The organism is Arthrobacter sp. JSM 101049 (assembly GCF_041679245.1).
Taxonomy (GTDB): Bacteria; Actinomycetota; Actinomycetes; order Actinomycetales; family Micrococcaceae; genus Arthrobacter_H.
Window position 1 is genome coordinate 78,609 of record NZ_JBGFFC010000001.1, and the last position, 16,135, is coordinate 94,743.

13 protein-coding genes are annotated in these 16,135 nt (G+C 69.5%); 4 read left to right on the top strand and 9 right to left on the bottom strand.

The features are described 5' to 3' along the window. The first annotated feature begins 11 nt into the window (after positions 1 to 11). Positions 12 to 3,284: an efflux RND transporter permease subunit gene (locus AB8M85_RS00390; protein ID WP_372696792.1), complete on the top strand. Its 3,273-nt coding sequence runs from the start codon at positions 12 to 14 to the stop codon at positions 3,282 to 3,284. A gap of 143 nt (positions 3,285 to 3,427) precedes the next feature. Here the strand turns inward: AB8M85_RS00390 and AB8M85_RS00395 are convergent, their stop codons facing one another. From AB8M85_RS00395 to tdh, 3 genes are read right to left on the bottom strand one after another with little or no spacing between them, the layout of a single operon-like run. Beyond that, on the bottom strand, positions 3,428 to 4,657 hold the full coding sequence (locus AB8M85_RS00395) for an MFS transporter (protein ID WP_372696793.1): 1,230 nt from the start codon (positions 4,655 to 4,657) through the stop codon (positions 3,428 to 3,430). Positions 4,658 to 4,683: 26 nt separating this feature from the next. Beyond that, on the bottom strand, positions 4,684 to 5,883 hold the full coding sequence (locus AB8M85_RS00400; protein WP_372696794.1) for a glycine C-acetyltransferase: 1,200 nt from the start codon (positions 5,881 to 5,883) through the stop codon (positions 4,684 to 4,686). A gap of 25 nt (positions 5,884 to 5,908) precedes the next feature. Further along, the gene (tdh, locus tag AB8M85_RS00405; RefSeq protein WP_372696795.1) at positions 5,909 to 6,958 is read right to left on the bottom strand and encodes an L-threonine 3-dehydrogenase; all 1,050 of its coding nucleotides are present in this window, start codon (positions 6,956 to 6,958) and stop codon (positions 5,909 to 5,911) included. Positions 6,959 to 7,084: 126 nt separating this feature from the next. On the opposite strand from tdh, the gene AB8M85_RS00410 reads away from it, so the two are divergent. Next, the gene (locus AB8M85_RS00410) at positions 7,085 to 7,993 is read left to right on the top strand and encodes a LysR family transcriptional regulator (protein ID WP_372696796.1); all 909 of its coding nucleotides are present in this window, start codon (positions 7,085 to 7,087) and stop codon (positions 7,991 to 7,993) included. Between the two features lie 42 nt (positions 7,994 to 8,035). Further along, a complete protein-coding gene (locus AB8M85_RS00415) occupies positions 8,036 to 8,932 on the top strand; it encodes a ribonuclease Z (RefSeq protein ID WP_372696797.1) in 897 nt (298 codons plus the stop codon). Between the two features lie 25 nt (positions 8,933 to 8,957). Here the strand turns inward: AB8M85_RS00415 and AB8M85_RS00420 are convergent, their stop codons facing one another. The 6 genes from AB8M85_RS00420 to AB8M85_RS00445 form a co-directional block, all read right to left on the bottom strand. Continuing rightward, positions 8,958 to 9,719 carry a type 1 glutamine amidotransferase domain-containing protein gene (locus AB8M85_RS00420; protein ID WP_372696798.1) on the bottom strand — a complete coding sequence of 254 codons (762 nt, stop codon included), beginning with the start codon at positions 9,717 to 9,719 and terminating at the stop codon, positions 8,958 to 8,960. A gap of 102 nt (positions 9,720 to 9,821) precedes the next feature. Beyond that, positions 9,822 to 10,733, bottom strand: a complete 912-nt coding sequence (locus AB8M85_RS00425) for an aminoglycoside phosphotransferase family protein (RefSeq protein ID WP_372696799.1) — start codon at positions 10,731 to 10,733, stop codon at positions 9,822 to 9,824. A 115-nt stretch (positions 10,734 to 10,848) separates the two neighbouring features. After that, a complete protein-coding gene (gatB, locus tag AB8M85_RS00430; RefSeq protein ID WP_372696800.1) occupies positions 10,849 to 12,360 on the bottom strand; it encodes an Asp-tRNA(Asn)/Glu-tRNA(Gln) amidotransferase subunit GatB in 1,512 nt (503 codons plus the stop codon). 1 nt (position 12,361) lies between these two features. After that, on the bottom strand, positions 12,362 to 13,909 hold the full coding sequence (gene gatA / locus AB8M85_RS00435; protein ID WP_372696801.1) for an Asp-tRNA(Asn)/Glu-tRNA(Gln) amidotransferase subunit GatA: 1,548 nt from the start codon (positions 13,907 to 13,909) through the stop codon (positions 12,362 to 12,364). Between the two features lie 3 nt (positions 13,910 to 13,912). After that, on the bottom strand, positions 13,913 to 14,209 hold the full coding sequence (gatC, locus tag AB8M85_RS00440) for an Asp-tRNA(Asn)/Glu-tRNA(Gln) amidotransferase subunit GatC (RefSeq protein ID WP_372696802.1): 297 nt from the start codon (positions 14,207 to 14,209) through the stop codon (positions 13,913 to 13,915). An 86-nt stretch (positions 14,210 to 14,295) separates the two neighbouring features. After that, complete coding sequence (locus AB8M85_RS00445; protein WP_372696803.1) at positions 14,296 to 14,820, bottom strand: GNAT family N-acetyltransferase; 525 nt, start codon at positions 14,818 to 14,820, stop codon at positions 14,296 to 14,298. A gap of 133 nt (positions 14,821 to 14,953) precedes the next feature. On the opposite strand from AB8M85_RS00445, the gene AB8M85_RS00450 reads away from it, so the two are divergent. Continuing rightward, a complete protein-coding gene (locus AB8M85_RS00450; RefSeq protein WP_372696804.1) occupies positions 14,954 to 16,105 on the top strand; it encodes an ROK family protein in 1,152 nt (383 codons plus the stop codon). Positions 16,106 to 16,135 lie beyond the last annotated feature (30 nt).

Consider the following 16,135-nt stretch of genomic DNA (forward strand, 5'->3'; position numbering starts at 1 on the left):
GGATCCGACCCGTGCACCATCTCGCCCGCCTCAGCCTGGCCAACCGGGCCGTCGTCGCCTTGCTGACGCTCATCATCGCCGTGGCCGGCACCATCTCCATGGGCTCGCTCAAGCAGGAATTGATTCCGGCGATCAGCATCCCGCAGACCACGGTCCTGACCACCGCGGTCGGCTCGAGCCCGGAGATCATCGACGAGCAGATCAGCCTCCCGCTCTCCAAAGCGCTCAAGGGCGTCAGCGGCGTGGAGACCGTGGCGGCCACGTCGGCCCCCTCGGTGTCGACCATCACGGTCTCGACCGAATACGGGCTGGACCAGGACAAGCTCGAGTCGAGCCTGCGCGATGCCATCGAGACCGTCTCGTCCCAGCTTCCCGAGGGGTCCACCCCGGAGATCCTCGCCGGTAGCACCTCCGATATCCCCGTGGTCATGTTGACGGCCTCCTCCGATGCCTCGGCAGAGGACCTGAGCCAGACCCTGGAAACCTCCATCGTGCCCGAGATCCAGGGGATCGAAGGCGTCCGCGACGTCCAGCTCAGCGGCGAAACCACGCAGCGGATCACGATCACCCCGGACAGCGAGAAGCTGGCCGCGGCCGGGTTGACCCGGCAGAGCATCTCCTCGGCGCTGCAGAACAACGGAACGACCCTCCCGGCCGGCACCATCGTCGAGGACAACGAATCCGTGTCCGTCCAGGCCGGCGACCCGGTCGAATCTCTCCAGGCCGTGAAGGCCCTGCCGCTACTGCCCTCGGCCGGGTCGGCGGGGGACGGGGCCGCGGCTGGCGCCGGCCAGCAGCCCTCGACGCCCGGCGGGGCTGACGCCAGCACTGGAAATGGCGGGCAGCAAGGCGTCCAGGCCCCGCAGTTGCCGGCGGCCCCCGCCGCCGGTCCGGTGAAGACCATCGGCGATGTCGCCACGGTCAAGATCACCACCGAAAAGCAGACCTCCATCACCCGCACCAACGGAGTTCCCAGCCAGTCGGTCCAGGTCACCGCCCTGCCGGACGCCGACGTCGTCTCCATCTCCCACGCCGTCAACGACAAGCTCGACGGGTTCAAGGCCGCGCTCGGCAAGGGCGGGGCCATCACCCCGATCTTCGACCAGGCCCCGTTCATCGAGCAGTCCATCAGCCACCTGGCCATCGAGGGACTGCTGGGACTGGCCTTCGCCGTCGTCGTCATCCTGGTCTTCCTGCTGTCCTTGCGCTCGACCCTGGTCACGGCGATCTCCATCCCGATCTCGGTGCTGGTGACGTTCATCGGGTTGAATCTCGGCGGCTACTCGCTGAACATGCTGACCCTGGGGGCATTGACCATCGCCATCGGCCGCGTCGTGGACGACTCGATCGTGGTCATCGAGAACATCAAACGGCACCTGAGCTACGGCGAGGAAAAACGCCACGCCATCCTGACCGCCGTCAAGGAGGTCTCCGGGGCAATCACCGCCTCGACGCTGACGACGATCATGGTGTTCCTGCCCATCGCCCTGGTCGGGGACATGGTCGGCGAGCTGTTCCGTCCCTTCGCGCTGACCGTGGCCATCGCCATGCTCTCCTCCCTGCTCGTGGCCCTGACCATCGTGCCGATCCTCGCCTACTGGTTCATGCGCCAGCCGCAGCACGAGGTCGATCCCGCAGAGGTCCGGGCCGCCTCCGAGGACAAGGAACGCAAGGGCTGGCTGCAGCGCGGCTACCTGCCGATCCTGCGCGGAACCCAGCGTCATCCCGTCTGGACCCTGGTGGGCGCGGCGCTGATCCTGGTGCTGACCGCGGGGATCCTGCCGCTGCTGAAGGTCGACTTCCTGGGCAGCACCGGACAGAACAGCCTCCAGGTCACCCAGAAGTTCGCCTCGGGCACTGACCTGGACACCCTCAGCTCCACGGCTCAGGCCACGGAGGACGCGCTGTTGGACTCCGACGGCGTCGAAAGCGTCCTGCTGACCGCCGGTGTCGGCGGAGAGGGCCTGGCCGCGATGCTCGGCGGCGGCGGAACCTCCGCGACGTTCATAGTCAACACGGACCCCGACGGCGACCAGACCGCGATCAGCGACGCCATCTCGCAGCGGCTGTCCGAACTGCCGCACGGCGACCAGATCACCGTCGGCCAGGCCGCGGCCTACGGCAGCAGCACGGTCGACGTCATCGTCAAGGCCCACGACGACAAGTCGGCCCTGTCCGATGCCTCGAAACAAGTCCTGGAGGCGCTCAAGGACACCCCGCACGCCACCGACATCACCAGCGACCTGGCTGCCGACCAGCCGACGATCCAGGTGTCCGTGGACCGCCAGAAGGCAGCAGAGGCCGGGCTGACCGAAATGCAGGTCTCCGGCATGGTCGCTTCGGCGGCGAACCCGCAGGCGGTGGACAGCATCCGGATCGACGGCAAGGACCTCTCGGTCTATGTCGACGCCGGAACGTCCATTTCGACGATGAAGGACCTGCAGGACTTCACCGTGCCCAGCGCCACCGGCCCCCAGAAGCTCTCGGACCTCGCCCGGATCGAGCGCGTCAGTGTCCCCTCATCGGTCAGCCGCCAGGGTGGGGAGCTCGTGGCCACGGTTTCGCTCACCCCGGACGAGGGCGAGCTCGGCGGGGTGACCGCCGCGGTGCAGGACCAGCTCGACGGATTGGACCTTCCGGCCGGCGTCTCGGTCGAGCTCGGCGGCGTCAGCACGCAGCAGACCGACTCGTTCAAGCAGCTGGGCCTGGCCATGCTGGTGGCCATCGCGATCGTCTACCTGCTGATGGTGGCCGAGTTCCGCTCGCTGGTCCAGCCGCTGATCCTGCTGGTGTCCATCCCGTTCGCGGCCACCGGCGCAATCCTGCTGATGCTCGCCTCCGGCAAGCCGATGGGCGTGGCCTCGCTGATCGGCCTGCTCATGCTCATCGGCATCGTGGTCACCAACGCGATCGTCCTGATCGACCTGGTCAACCAATACCGCCGACAGGGCCAGAGCGTGCAGGAAGCGGTCGTCAACGGCGCCCGGCAACGCCTCCGTCCGATCCTCATGACCGCGCTGGCGACGATCTTCGCCCTGACCCCGATGGCCCTCGGCGTCACCGGATCCAGCGGGTTCATCTCCCAGGACCTGGCGATCGTGGTCATCGGCGGCCTGGTCTCCTCGACCGCCCTGACGCTGATCCTGGTCCCGGTGCTCTACCGGCTGGTGGAAGGCCGCCAGGAGAAGCGGGAACAGCGCAAGGCCGCCCGGGCCGGCGGGCACGGCGCGCACGCGGCGCCGGTCGAGGCCGACCTGCCGCCGCACACCGCGACGAACGCCTAGCCTCGTTCACCCGAGGGGCCGATCCGCTGCCGTGGACGGCCCCTCGCAGGGTCTCACTCACCGGCCCTACGCCGCCCAGGCTTCCGTGGAGGCAAAAGGCGATGACGCCCTCATTGCCGCGTGCCGGTTCCACTACTGACCCGTCACCGGGCCGCGCGTTCTGCCGCCTCTTCGGCCTCCGCAATGTGCCGGTCGGTCACCCAGATGAGCCCGACCAGCAGGGCCAGCGTCAGCACTGCCATGATGGCGAAGACGGCCCGCAGCCCCCATGCCTCGCCGATCACCCCGCCCAGCGCCGCCCCGATGGGCATGGTGCCCCAGGCGAGCAGCCGGTAGCCGCTGTTGACGCGGCCCAGCAGGCGGGCCGGGGTGATGCGCTGGCGCAACGTCACCGTGACGACGTTCCAGAAGGCAATCCCGATGCCGCCGAGCACGAAAACCGCTCCGACCGCCCAGACGTTCGAGGTCAGCGCCGGCGTGCCGACGAGCAGGGCACCGGTGCAGATGGCGATCAGCAGCGAGGCGGCCCGTCCCAGCCGTGCGACCGCCTGGCCGGCGAACAGCGACCCCGCCACGGCTCCGGCGGCGGTGGAGGCCAACAGCAACCCGTAACCGGCCCCGTCGAGATGGAGCACGGAGGTGGGGCCCACGGCGTAGAGCACGAAGACCGCGAAGGCGGCGCTGGTGGCCAGGTTGAAGATGCCGGTCATGGCCGCCAGTACGCGCAGGACGGGGTTGGACCACAGGAAGCGCAAGCCCTCGGCGATGTCCCCGCGCAGCGTGACCGGCGGCCCGGCGCGTTCGATGCGGAAGTTCCCGCGCACCATCCACAAGGCCCCGACGGCCACCAGCCAGAGCCCGGCCGGAGTCGCGAATGTCACTGCCGCCCCGGCCGCGGCCAGCAGCCCGCCCAACGGCGGGCCGATGAACTGGTTGGTGGTCAGCTCGGCAGCCTGCAGGCGGCCGTTGGCCCGGTCCAGGGCCGCGGCGGGGACCAGCTGCGGCAGGATGGATTGCGCCGAGGTGTCGTAGAGCGTCTCGGTGCTGCCGATGATGACCGCGGCGCCGTAGAGCCACCAGAGGTTTCCGGCGCCGGCGGCGAAGATCAGCCCGAGCGCCACCACGACGCCGCCGCGGACCAGGTTCGCCGAGAGCATGCTGCGCCGCCGGTCCCAGCGGTCCGCCAGCGCACCGGCCGGCAGGGAGAACAGCAGCCACGGCAGGCTCAGCGCCACCCCGAGCCCGGCGATCAGCGTCGGGGAATCGGTGAACCGCAAGGCCACCAACGGCAGGGCGACCTTCAGGACGCCGTCGGCGAGGTTGGACAACGCGGACGAGGACCACAACCAGGCATAGCTGCGCCCCAGGGGCATCACGCCGCTCCCCCGGGACACCGGCGTTACCTGGCGGCCACGAAGGCCCGCACGCAGGCCTCGATGTCCTCGGCCGAGTGGGCGGCGGAGAGCTGGACGCGGATGCGGGCTGCGTCGCGCGGGACCACCGGGTAGCTGAAGGCGGTGACGTAGACCCCGTGTTCGAGCATCGCGTCGGCGACCTGGGCGGCCTTCGCGGCGTCGCCGAACATCACCGGGATGATCGCGTGTTCGCCGTCGAGCAGTTCGAAGCCCTCCTCGGTCATCCGGCGGCGGAACAGGGCGGCGTTCTCGAACAACTTCGTGCGCAGCTCCCCGGATTCCACGACAAGTTCCAGGGCCTTGAGCGTCGCGGCGACGATGGCCGGGGCCAGGGAATTGGAGAACAGGTAGGGACGGGCCTTCTGGCGCAGCAGGGCCACGATCTCGGAACGGCCGGAGACGTAGCCGCCGGAGGCCCCGCCCAGGGCCTTGCCGAAGGTTCCGGTGTATATGTCGACCCGGTCCGAGACGCCGGCGTGCTCCGGGGTGCCGGCGCCGGTGGCGCCCATGAAGCCCACGGCATGGGAGTCATCGACCATGACCAGGGCGCCGAATTCGTCGGCCAGGTCGCAGATCGCCGCCAGCGGGGCGAGGTAGCCGTCCATGGAGAAGACCCCGTCGGTGACGATGATCGACCGGCGTGGCCCGGCGCCGTCGTTCATGTCCTTTGCGGCGGTGAGTTGGGTGCGCAGGTCCTCCATGTCCTGGTTGGCGTAGCGGAAGCGCTGGGCCTTGGACAGGCGGATGCCGTCGATGATGGAGGCGTGGTTCAGCGCGTCGGAGATGATCGCGTCCTCGGGGCCGAAGAGGGACTCGAAGACGCCGCCGTTGGCGTCGAAGCAGCTGGAGAACAGGATGGTGTCCTCGGTGCCCAGGAACGCCGAGACGCGCCGTTCGAGCTCGAGGTGCAGGTCCTGGGTGCCGCAGATGAAGCGCACCGAGGCCATGCCGAACCCGCGCTCGTCCAGGGCGGTCTTGGCGGCCTCGATCAGCCGCGGGTCATCGGCCAGGCCGAGGTAGTTGTTGGCGCAGAAGTTCAGCACGTCGCGGGCCGGGGCGCCCAGGGCACCGGCGGCGATGTGGCTGGACTGGGCGGAGTCGATGCGGCGTTCGTGCTTGAAGGTGCCCGCGTCGGTGATCGCCGCCAGGTCGGCGGTGAGCTGGTCCTTGAGGGTGGAGTACATGGATGCTGCCTTTCGGGACGGCGGGTTAGTGGAAGACGGTCCAGTCGAGCACGACCTTGCCGCCCTGTCCGGCGCGGGCGGCCTCGAAGCCGGCCTCCCACTCGGTGGCGGGCAGCCGGTCGGTGACGATGGAGGAGATCCGCTCGCGCAGCTGGGCGTTGGAGGCGAGCATGGCGGACATGGCGTACCAGGTCTCGTACATCTCGCGTCCGTAGATGCCCTTGAGCGTGAGCATGTGGGTGACGACCTTGCCCCAGTTGATGTCGATCGGCGTGCTGGGCAGCCCCAGCATGGCGATCTTGCCGCCGTGGTTCATGTTGTCGATCATCTCCGGCAGGGCGCTGGCGTGGCCTGACATTTCCAGGCCGATGTCGAACCCCTCGACCATGCCCATCTCCCGCTGGGCCTCGCGGATGCGCGATGCCGAGACGTCGATGGCCAGATCCACGCCCATGGTGCGGGCCAGCTCGAGGCGCGGTGCCGAGACGTCGGTGATGACGATCTTGCGGGCGCCGGCATGGCGGGCGACCTCGGCGGCCATCAGCCCGATGGGGCCGGCGCCGGTGATCAGCACGTCCTCGCCGACCAGTGGGTAGGCCAGGGCGGTGTGCACTGCATTGCCGAACGGGTCGAAGATCGCCCCGAGCTCCGGGGTGATGGTCTCGTCGCGGTGGACCCAGACGTTGGATTCGGGGATGACGACGTATTCGGCGAACGCCCCGTCGCGCTGGACGCCGACGGAGACGGTGTTGATGCACATCTGGCGCCGGCCCGCCCGGCAGTTGCGGCACATCCCGCAGACCACGTGGCCCTCGCCGGAGACGCGGTCGCCGACGGCGACGTGGGTGGCCAGCTCGCCGACCTCGACGACCTCGCCGTAGAACTCGTGCCCGGGGACCAGCGGCGCGTTGATCATGGCCTGCGCGGCGTCGTCGTACGCGAGGATGTGCAGGTCGGTGCCGCAGATGCCGGCGGTCATGACCCGGATCTTGACCTCGTGCGGGCCGGTGGCCGGTTCCGGGCGGTCGACGAGTTCGAGCCCGGCGTGCGGGCCGGATTTGTACAGGGCCTTCATGGGTTCCTCACTGTGCTGCGTGCGGGGCGTGGAGCACGCCGCCTGCCACCAGTGTGGCACCCCGGCCTGCGGAGAAATAGTTAAGAACATACGCGAGTATCTCAACGCACGATTTAGGATTGGCTAATGGAAGTACACCAGTTGCAGATCCTCCGCGAGCTCGGCGACCTCGGCAGCGTCCGGGCCGTCGCCGAGGCGATGTTCGTGACCCCCTCAGCGGTCTCCCAGCAACTGGCGCTGCTCCAACGCGGCGTGGACGTCCCGCTCACCCGCAAGGAGGGCAGGACCCTGGTGCTGACCGACGCCGGCCGGATCCTGGCCAACGCCGGTGCCGCGGTCATCGCCTCCATGGCCGATGCCCGGGCGGCCATCGGCAACTACCAGAACGACGCCGATGCACCGGTCACGCTCGCGGGCTTCCACTCGGTGGGGCAGTCCTTGTTCGCCCCGCTGCTGGCGCGGCTGAAGGAGGCCGGGGGCCCGCAGCCGTTGTTCTCCGACGAGGACGTCGCCCAGCACGACTTCCCGGCCCTGGCCTCGCGCTACGACCTGGTCCTGGCACACCGGATGGACCACACCCCACCCTGGCCCGAGCACCAGGTGGTGGTCCTGCCCCTGGCCCATGAGCCCCTGGACATTGCCGTCCCCGTGGGGCACCGGCTGGCCGGCCGGACCGCCGTCGAACCGGCGGACCTGGTCGGCGAGCGCTGGGTGGTCAGCCGCGAGGGCTACTCCCCGGCCGACATCCTCGCGGCCGTTGCCGCCGTATCCGGCGGTGCCCCGCAGATCATCCACCGGATCAACGACTACGCCACCGTGGCCACGCTCGTCTCCACCGGCAACGTCCTGGGGGTCATCCCCCGCTATACCGCCGGCGCATCGGTGGGGCACGGGGTCGTGCTGCTGCCCTTGGAGGGGATCGCCAACCGCCGGCGGATCGACCTACTGGCCCGGCCGGAATCGATGCGCCGGGCCTCGGTGCGCCGCGTGGCCGAGGCGTTGCGGGCGACCATGGCCGATCGCGCCACCGGGTAGGAGCCCTCGCCGCCGCGCCCACCGGATGACAGAATCGGTGCCATGCGCGAACTCGTGGTCCTAGGCACCGCCTCCCAGGTCCCCACGCGCCAGCGCAACCACAACGGGTACCTGCTGCTGTGGGACGGGCAGGGCCTGCTCTTCGACCCCGGCGAGGGGACGCAGCGGCAGATGCTCCTGGCCGGTGTCTCCGCCAGCAAGGTCACCCGGATCTGCCTCACGCACGTCCACGGCGACCACTGCTACGGGCTGCCCGGTGTGCTGTCCCGGATGGTGCTGGACGGCGTCCGGCATCCCGTCGATCTCCACTACCCGGCGTCCGGGGACGACGTGGTCCGGGCCCTGGTTTCGCTGGCCACCCCGGGCCTCGACCTGCGCCTGCTCCCCCACTCCGGCCCCGGCCCGGTTGCCCCCGGGCTCGTCGTGCACCCCCTGGACCACCGCATCGAGGCCTACGGCTACCGCCTGGACGAGCCCGACGGCAGGACGCTGCTGCCGGACCGGCTCGCCGCCGCGGGAATCTCGGGGCCGGATATCGGACGCCTGCAGCGCGACGGGAGCTTCGGCGGGACCGGCCTCGAGGAGGTCAGCATCCACCGGCCGGGCCAGGGCTTCGCGTTCGTGATGGACACGGCCCCGTGCCCGGGCGCCGGGGTGCTGGCCGAAGGTGCGGACCTGGTGGTTGCCGAATGCACGTTCAGCGACGACGATGCCGACCTCGCCGACCGCTACCGCCACCTCACAGCGGGGCAGGCAGGTGCCCTGGCCGGATCGGCGGGCGTGGGCGTGCTGGTCCTGGCCCACTTCTCGTCACGGTATGCGGACACCGGCGAGCTGGCCGCCCAGGCACGGGCCACGGCCGGGGATGCCGAGGTGGTCGCCGCAGAGGACCTGGACCGGATCCCGCTGCCTCGCCGCCGGCCCACCACGCGCCGGTGAACCCGGAGCCGGGCACGCAGCGGGCTCAGCCCTCGTCGGCGGCGGCCTTTCCGGCATCCTTCTCGGCGCGCAGTGCCTCCGAATCACTCTGCTCCTGCGCCTTCTCGCGGTGGATGGCCTCGGCCAGGATCTTCTCCATCTCCTTGGCCACCCCAGCAGCGGAGGCGGGGTTCTGGCCGGTCACCAGCCGCTCGTCGACGACGACCTTCTCCTCGAAGACGTCAGCGGAGACGTGGGTTGCGCCCTGCTCCTCGAGGCGGTCGGCCAGGTAGAAGGGGATGACCTTGTCCTTGCCCGCGGCGATTTCCTCGTCGTTGGTGAAGGCCGCGACCTTGCGCCCCTCGACCAGCCGAAGCCCGTTGGCCAGTTCCACGTCCAGCAGCCCCGCCGGCCCGTGGCAGACGGCTCCGACCACCCCGCCTGCGTCGTAAACGCCGGACACGAGGTCCTTCAGGCCCTTGCTGCCCGGGAAGTCCCACATGGTGCCGTGCCCGCCCACGAGGAAGACGGCGTCGTACTGGTCGGGATCGACCACCTCGACGCGGGCCGTGTTGTAGAGGCCGGCCCGCGTGGTCTCATCCTCGGTGAAGGCCACCTGGATCGGGTCGGAGGTGTCGACGGCATCCCGCGGGGGCTGTCCGCCCTGGATGGAGGCGAAGTCCACGAAATGGCCGGAATCCTTGAAGACCTTCCAGGGATGGGCGGCCTCGGCCACGTTGTAACCGGTTGCCTCGTCGGTGTCGCCCAGCGTGTCGACGCTGGTCAGGACCATCAGGATCTTCTTCATGAAGTACTCCTTTCCTCGGGGTTCCCACCCTAGGACAGGGATCCTGCCCTGCACAGGGCCGGCGCCGCGGCCACGCCCGGCGGCTCCGTGCAGCGGAGCGGATCAGGCCTCCGCGGCGAGTTCACCCAGGGCATGGATCCCGACGGGATGCAGCGGGTCCTCCGGCGGCATCGAGGCCATGAGCAACCCGTAGTGGACGGCCCAGCCCCTGGCCCGGAGCCACGTGTCGTCGTCGTACCGCAGTTCGGCGCGGAACACCTGGCGTCCGGCGGCGGTGAAGTGCAGCCAGGCCGCGGCCAGGTCGCTGGCCGGATCACCGGCGGTCAGATCGCCGAAATCGGCAACGGCGACCAGCTGGGCCGGCCCGGCACCGGGCGCGACGACAAGGTTGTGGGGATGCGGGTCCCCGTGGAGCCAGACCCGGGGGCCGCGGTGGAGCCGGGCGCGGGCCCCGGCTTCGAAGATCTCCCGCCACGGCCCCTCCAATGGCGGGGCCGTGGCGTGGAGGCGTTCGGCGAAGGCCTCGCCCCGGGTGGCCAGGGCGATCCCGCGCACGCGGTTGTGCGGCGCGTCGGCCGGCGCGGGGACGTGCAGCAGCCGCAGGAACCGCCCCAGGCTGGCCGCGTATCCATCCCGGTCCCGCGCCGAACGCCTGGCGGCGCTCTCGCCCTCGAACCACGGCACGACGGCCCAGTGGTAGGGGTAGCCGGAACCGGGACGGCCCCGCCGGATGGCCGCGGGGATGGGCAACGGGAGACGGGGCGCGAGGAAGGGAAGCCACCGCAGTTCGTTGAGCAGCAATTGGTGGGCGCTGGCCCGGCGCGGCAGGCGCACGGCGAGGTCGTCACCGAGGCGGTAGACGATGTTGTCCCACCCGTTGGCTGCACGGGCCAGGCGGCGGCCGGCCAGGTCGGTGTGTTGGTCGGCGAGCAGGGCATGGACCAGGGCGTCGGTCACATCCACGTCCTGGGCCGGGATGGTTCCGGCGGGATCCGGGGGCACGTTGCCGCTCATGAAACCACGGTACACATTCCGGCGGCGTCCCGGACGCGCCGCGGGGCGGGCCGATCGGATGATCTGCCCGCCCGCGGCGGTGTGGAAGCGCATGGCTTCCCGGTGTGACGGCGGCTCAGCCCTCGACGCCGAGCTTCTCCAGCACGATCTCGCGCACCCGGCCGGCGTCGGCCTGGCCGCGGGTGGCCTTCATGACCGGGCCGATGAGGGCACCAATGGCCTGGACCTTGCCGTCCTTGATCTTCGCGACCACGTCGGGCATGGCGGCCATCGCCTCGTCGATCGCGGCACCAAGCGCGGAATCGTCGTTGACGACGGCCAGGGAGCGCTTCTCGACGATCTCGGTCGGCGTCCCCTCCCCCGCGACGACGTACTCGAGGACCTGTCGGGCGATCTTGTCGTTGATCTTCTTGGCTTCGATCAGCGAGTTCAGTTCGATGATCGTCGCCGGGGTGACGCCCAGGTCGAGGGGTTCGACGTCGGCGTTCTTGGCCAGGCGGGAAATCTCGCCCATCCACCACTTGCGGGCCACCGCCGGGCTGGCACCTGCGGCGATGGTCTCCTCGATGGCGTCCAGGAAGCCGGCGTTCACGACGTCACGGAATTCGGCGTCGGCGTAGCCCCAGTCGGCCTGCAGGCGCTTGCGGCGCTCGGCGGGCGGCTCGGGCAGCTGGGCGCGCAGTTCCTCGATCCATTCCTTCGTCGTCACGATCGGCACCAGGTCCGGCTCCGGGAAGTAGCGGTAGTCGTCGGCGTCGGACTTGGGGCGGCCGGAGGTCGTGGTCCGGGTGTCCTCGTGCCAGTGGCGGGTCTCCTGCACGATCTTTTCGCCGGAGTCCAGGACTGCAGCGTGGCGTTCGATCTCGAAGCGGACAGCGTGTTCAACGGCGCGCAGCGAGTTCACGTTCTTGGTTTCGGTGCGGGTGCCCAGCGTCGTCGTGCCCTTGGGCATGAGCGAGACGTTGGCGTCGCAGCGGACGTTGCCGCGTTCCATCTTGGCGTCGGAGACGTCGAGGTTCTTCACGATCTCGCGGATGGCCGCCACGTAGGCCTTGGCCAGTTCGGGGGCGCGCTTGCCGGCGCCGAGGATCGGCTTGGTGACGATCTCCACCAGCGGGACACCGGCCCGGTTGTAGTCCACCAGCGAGAAATCGGCGCCCTGGATGCGGCCGGAGGTGCCCATGTGGGTCAGCTTGCCGGCGTCCTCCTCCATGTGGGCGCGTTCGATCTCCACCCGAAAGACCTCCCCGTCGGAGAGTTCGATGTCCAGGTAGCCGTCGAACGCGATGGGCTCGTCGTACTGCGAGGTCTGGAAGTTCTTCGGGGTGTCCGGGTAGAAGTAGTTTTTCCGGGCGAAGCGGCAGTATTCGGCAATCTGGCAGTTCAGCGCCAGGCCGATCTTGATCGAGTACTCCACGGCCTTCTTGTTCACCACCGGCAGCACGCCGGGCAGGCCGAGGTCCACGGGGGTGACGTTGGTGTTCGGGACGTCGCCGAAGGCGTTCGGGGCGTCGGAGAACATCTTGGTCGCGGTGTTCAGCTCGACGTGGACCTCGAACCCGAGGGCCGGGTCGTAGCGGTCCAGGGCTTCATCGAAGTCGACGAGTTCTTCCGTTGCGTGGGCCATCTCAGGCGACACCTTCCTTGGACGATTCGGCCAGCTCGGGGGCCTGGTTGATCAGCGGTCCGCCCCAGCGGTCCTCCAGCAGCTTCTCCAGTGCGGCACCGGCCCGGTAGAGGCGGGCGTCCTCGTGGGCGGGGGCCAGGAACTGGATGCCGACCGGCAGGTCCTCTGAGAGCCCGCCGGGGACGGTGATGCCGGGGATGCCGGCCAGGTTGGCCGGGATCGTGGCGACGTCGTTGAGGTACATGGCCAGCGGGTCGTCCAGCTTCGAGCCGAGTTCGAAGGCCACGACCGGGGAGGTCGGGGAGACGAGCACGTCGGCCTGGGCGAACGCGGCCTCGAAGTCGCGCTGGATCAGGGTGCGGACCTTCTGGGCCGAGCCGTAGTAGGCGTCGTAGTAGCCGGCGGACAGGGCGTAGGTGCCCAGGATGATGCGGCGCTTGACCTCGTCGCCGAATCCGGCGGCGCGGGTGGCGCCCATGACGCGTTCGATGGTCATCGGGCCCTCGGCCGGCAGCACGCGGTTGCCGTAGCGCACGCCGTCGAACTTGGCCAGGTTCGAGGAGACCTCGGAGGGCATGATGAGGTAGTAGGCGCCCAGGGCGTACTCGAAGTTCGGGCAGGAGACCTCGACGATCTCGGCCCCGGCGCTGCGCAGCAGCTGAAGGGATTCGTCGAAGCGCTCCTGGACACCGGCGTCGTACCCCTCGCCCTGCAGTTCGCGGATCACGCCGACCCTGACACCGGTGAGGTCCCCGGAGGCGCCCTGTTCGGCGGCAGCGGCGAGCTCGGGCACCGGCTGGTCGATGGAGGTGGAGTCCTTCGGGTCGTGTCCACCGATGAGTTCGTGCAGCAGTGCGGAATCGCGCACCGTGCGGGTGACCGGGCCGATCTGGTCCAGTGAGGAGGCCATGGCGATGGCGCCGTAGCGCGAGACGCCGCCGTAGGTGGGCTTCACGCCGACCGTGCCGGTGACGGCGCCGGGCTGGCGGATGGAGCCGCCGGTATCGGTACCCAGGGCCAGCGGGGCCTCGAAGGCTGCGACGGCCGCAGCGGAACCGCCGCCGGAACCGCCGGGGATCCGGTCCAGGTCCCAGGGGTTGCGGGTGCCGCCGAACGCGGAATGCTCGGTGGAGGAGCCCATGGCGAATTCGTCGAGGTTGGTCTTGCCGAGCATCGGCAGCTTGGCCGCGCGGATCTTCTCGATCACGGTGGCGTCGTAGGGGCTCATCCAGCCCTCGAGGAACTTGGAGCCGGCCGTGGTGGGCTGGCCCTTGGTGACGATGAGGTCCTTGATGGCGATCGGCACGCCGGCCAGCGGGTGCAGGGCCGCGGCCTCGGCACCGCCGGCGGCGCGGATGGAGTCGACCTCGGCGGCGACGGCGAGCGCCTCGTCGGCGTTCAGGTGCAGGAAGGCGTGGACGCCGCGGTCCCCGCCGTCGACGGCGGCGATGCGGTCCAGGTGGGCCTGTACGGCCTGGGTGGAGGTGACGGAGCCGTCACGCAACTTGGCGGCCAGGTCGGCCGCGGAGAGCCTGATGATCTCGTTCATGTCCTACTCCCCTTCCAGGATGGCCGGAACCTTGAAGCGGCCGTCTTCGGCGTCGGGCGCGTTCTGCAGCGCCTCGTCCTGGGTCAGGGTCTGCCCGACCACGTCCTCGCGCATCACGTTGACCAGCGGCAGCGGGTGGCTGGTGGCCGGGATGTCGTCGCCGGCGGCCTCGCTCACGGACTTGATCGCGTCGACGATGACACCGAGTTCGCCGGTCATTTTCTCCAGCTCGGTCTCGCTCATCTCCAGGTGGGCCAGTTGCGCCAGATGGGCAACGTCCTCACGACTGATGGCAGGCATGTATCTCCCCGAATTCATGGGCGGTGGGTTTTCCCCACCAGTCTAGTTCAGGACCGGAAGGCGATCCCCCTCCGGGCGGCCGCCGCTCAGAGGGGCAGGACGTAGACCTTGAGCAGGATGTCGGTGTCGGGCACGAACCAGTCCCGTTCGACAACGTTGTGGAAGCCGAGGTGGGCGTAGAGGGCCTGGGCGGCCATCCAGTTGCTGCCGGTGGTCAGCGAGATGGTGTCCACCCCGTCCATGTCGCGTCCGCGCCGGATGATCTCCTGCATCATCGCCCGTCCGGCGCCGGAACGTTGGACGGCAGGGTCCACGACCAGCATGCGGAATTCGAGCTCGTTCTCCAGGGCGATGTCGGCATACGGGTTTCCGGCCCGCACCAACGTCACCGCGCCGATGACGGACCCGCCGCGTTCGGCCACCAGGATTTCCGCTGCGGCGTGCCGTTCGGCGACCTGCTGGACGACCTTCAGGTAGGGGTGGTCGGGGTCCTCGAAGTGACCGGCCGACAGGTACGAGTCGACGGTGATCCGGGCGATCTCGGGGTAGTCGGTGGCGATTGCCGGGCGGATGGTGATCGGGGACGGCGGGTTCACAGGCGAGGAATTCATCGTCATCCATTTTGCCACCGCCGGAGCCGCCCGCCCGACCGGCCCCCGACGGGGAGGCGGATGTGGCAGCACCTCGAAGAAAAATGTGATCCATGTCTTGTTTCTTGATTGTTAGTACTCTTTACTAACATTCATGACGACCACCCCCCAGCGTCGACGCCACCTGCCGATGGAAAACGCCGCCCTCCCTTCCCACGGGCGCGAGCACAACCTGTCGCTGGTGCTCCAGGCCCTGCATTCCGCAGGCCCGATGAGCCGTGCGGACGTGTCCCGCGCACTGGGGCTGACCCGGGTCACGGTGTCCGACCTGGTGGCCGAACTGATCAACCGCACCCACGTCGTCGAATTGGGCCAAACGGAGGCCGTTCGCCCTGGCAAACGCGCCACGCTGGTGGACGTGAACCGCCACGGCTTGCAGATCCTCGGCATGGACCTGGCCGAAGACTCGATCCTGCGCGCAGCGATCCTGGACCTCGATGGCAACATCATGGCCCGTACCGAGCGTCGGCTCGTGCACGAAACCGGCGATGAAATCCTCGCCCTCGTCCTGGAGATGGCCCGTGGCGCCATAGAACTGGCGACAGCGCCACTGCTGGGCATCGGCGTGGGGACCCCGGGCGTCGTCAACCCGGATGGGGTCGTGCTCACGGCACCCAACCTCGGCTGGACAGACGTCCCGCTGCGCACACTCCTGGAATCCGAAACCGGTCTGCCCACGCTGGTCTCGAACGACGCCGATGCCGCCGTACACGCCGACTACACCTTTGGAGCAGGCTGCGCGGACATGATCCTGGTGAAGGTCGGCCGTGGCGTGGGCTCCGGCCTGATCGTCGGAGGACAACGAATTCGCGGCGTCCACAGCGCAGCCGGGGAAATCGGGCACGTCACCGTGGGAACCGACGGTGGCACACAGTGCAGCTGCGGCCGGGACGGATGCCTCGAAACCTGGCTCTCGGTCCCCTCGCTCAAACGCGGGCTGGAGGCGGCCGCGTCGGATGCCGACCCCGTGGCGGCAGCTGCCGAGGTCCTGCGCACGGCCGGGGAACGGCTCGCGATCGCCTTGGCACCGGTGGTCGGTGCCCTCGATCTGGCCGACATCGTGCTGTGCGGCCCCTCCGACCTGCTGGGCGGCGACCTGCTCGCCAGTGCAGAGCAAACGCTCCGGGAGCGCCTGCTCCCCCAGCAGCCCCCACTGGTCACCGTCCGCTTGGCTTCCGCCCCCGAGGACATCGTCCTGCTCGGCACAGCCGTCCTGGTTCTCTGGAACTGTTTGGGGGTGGCCTGACCTCTTGATCCGCGCGTGACCTGACGGAGC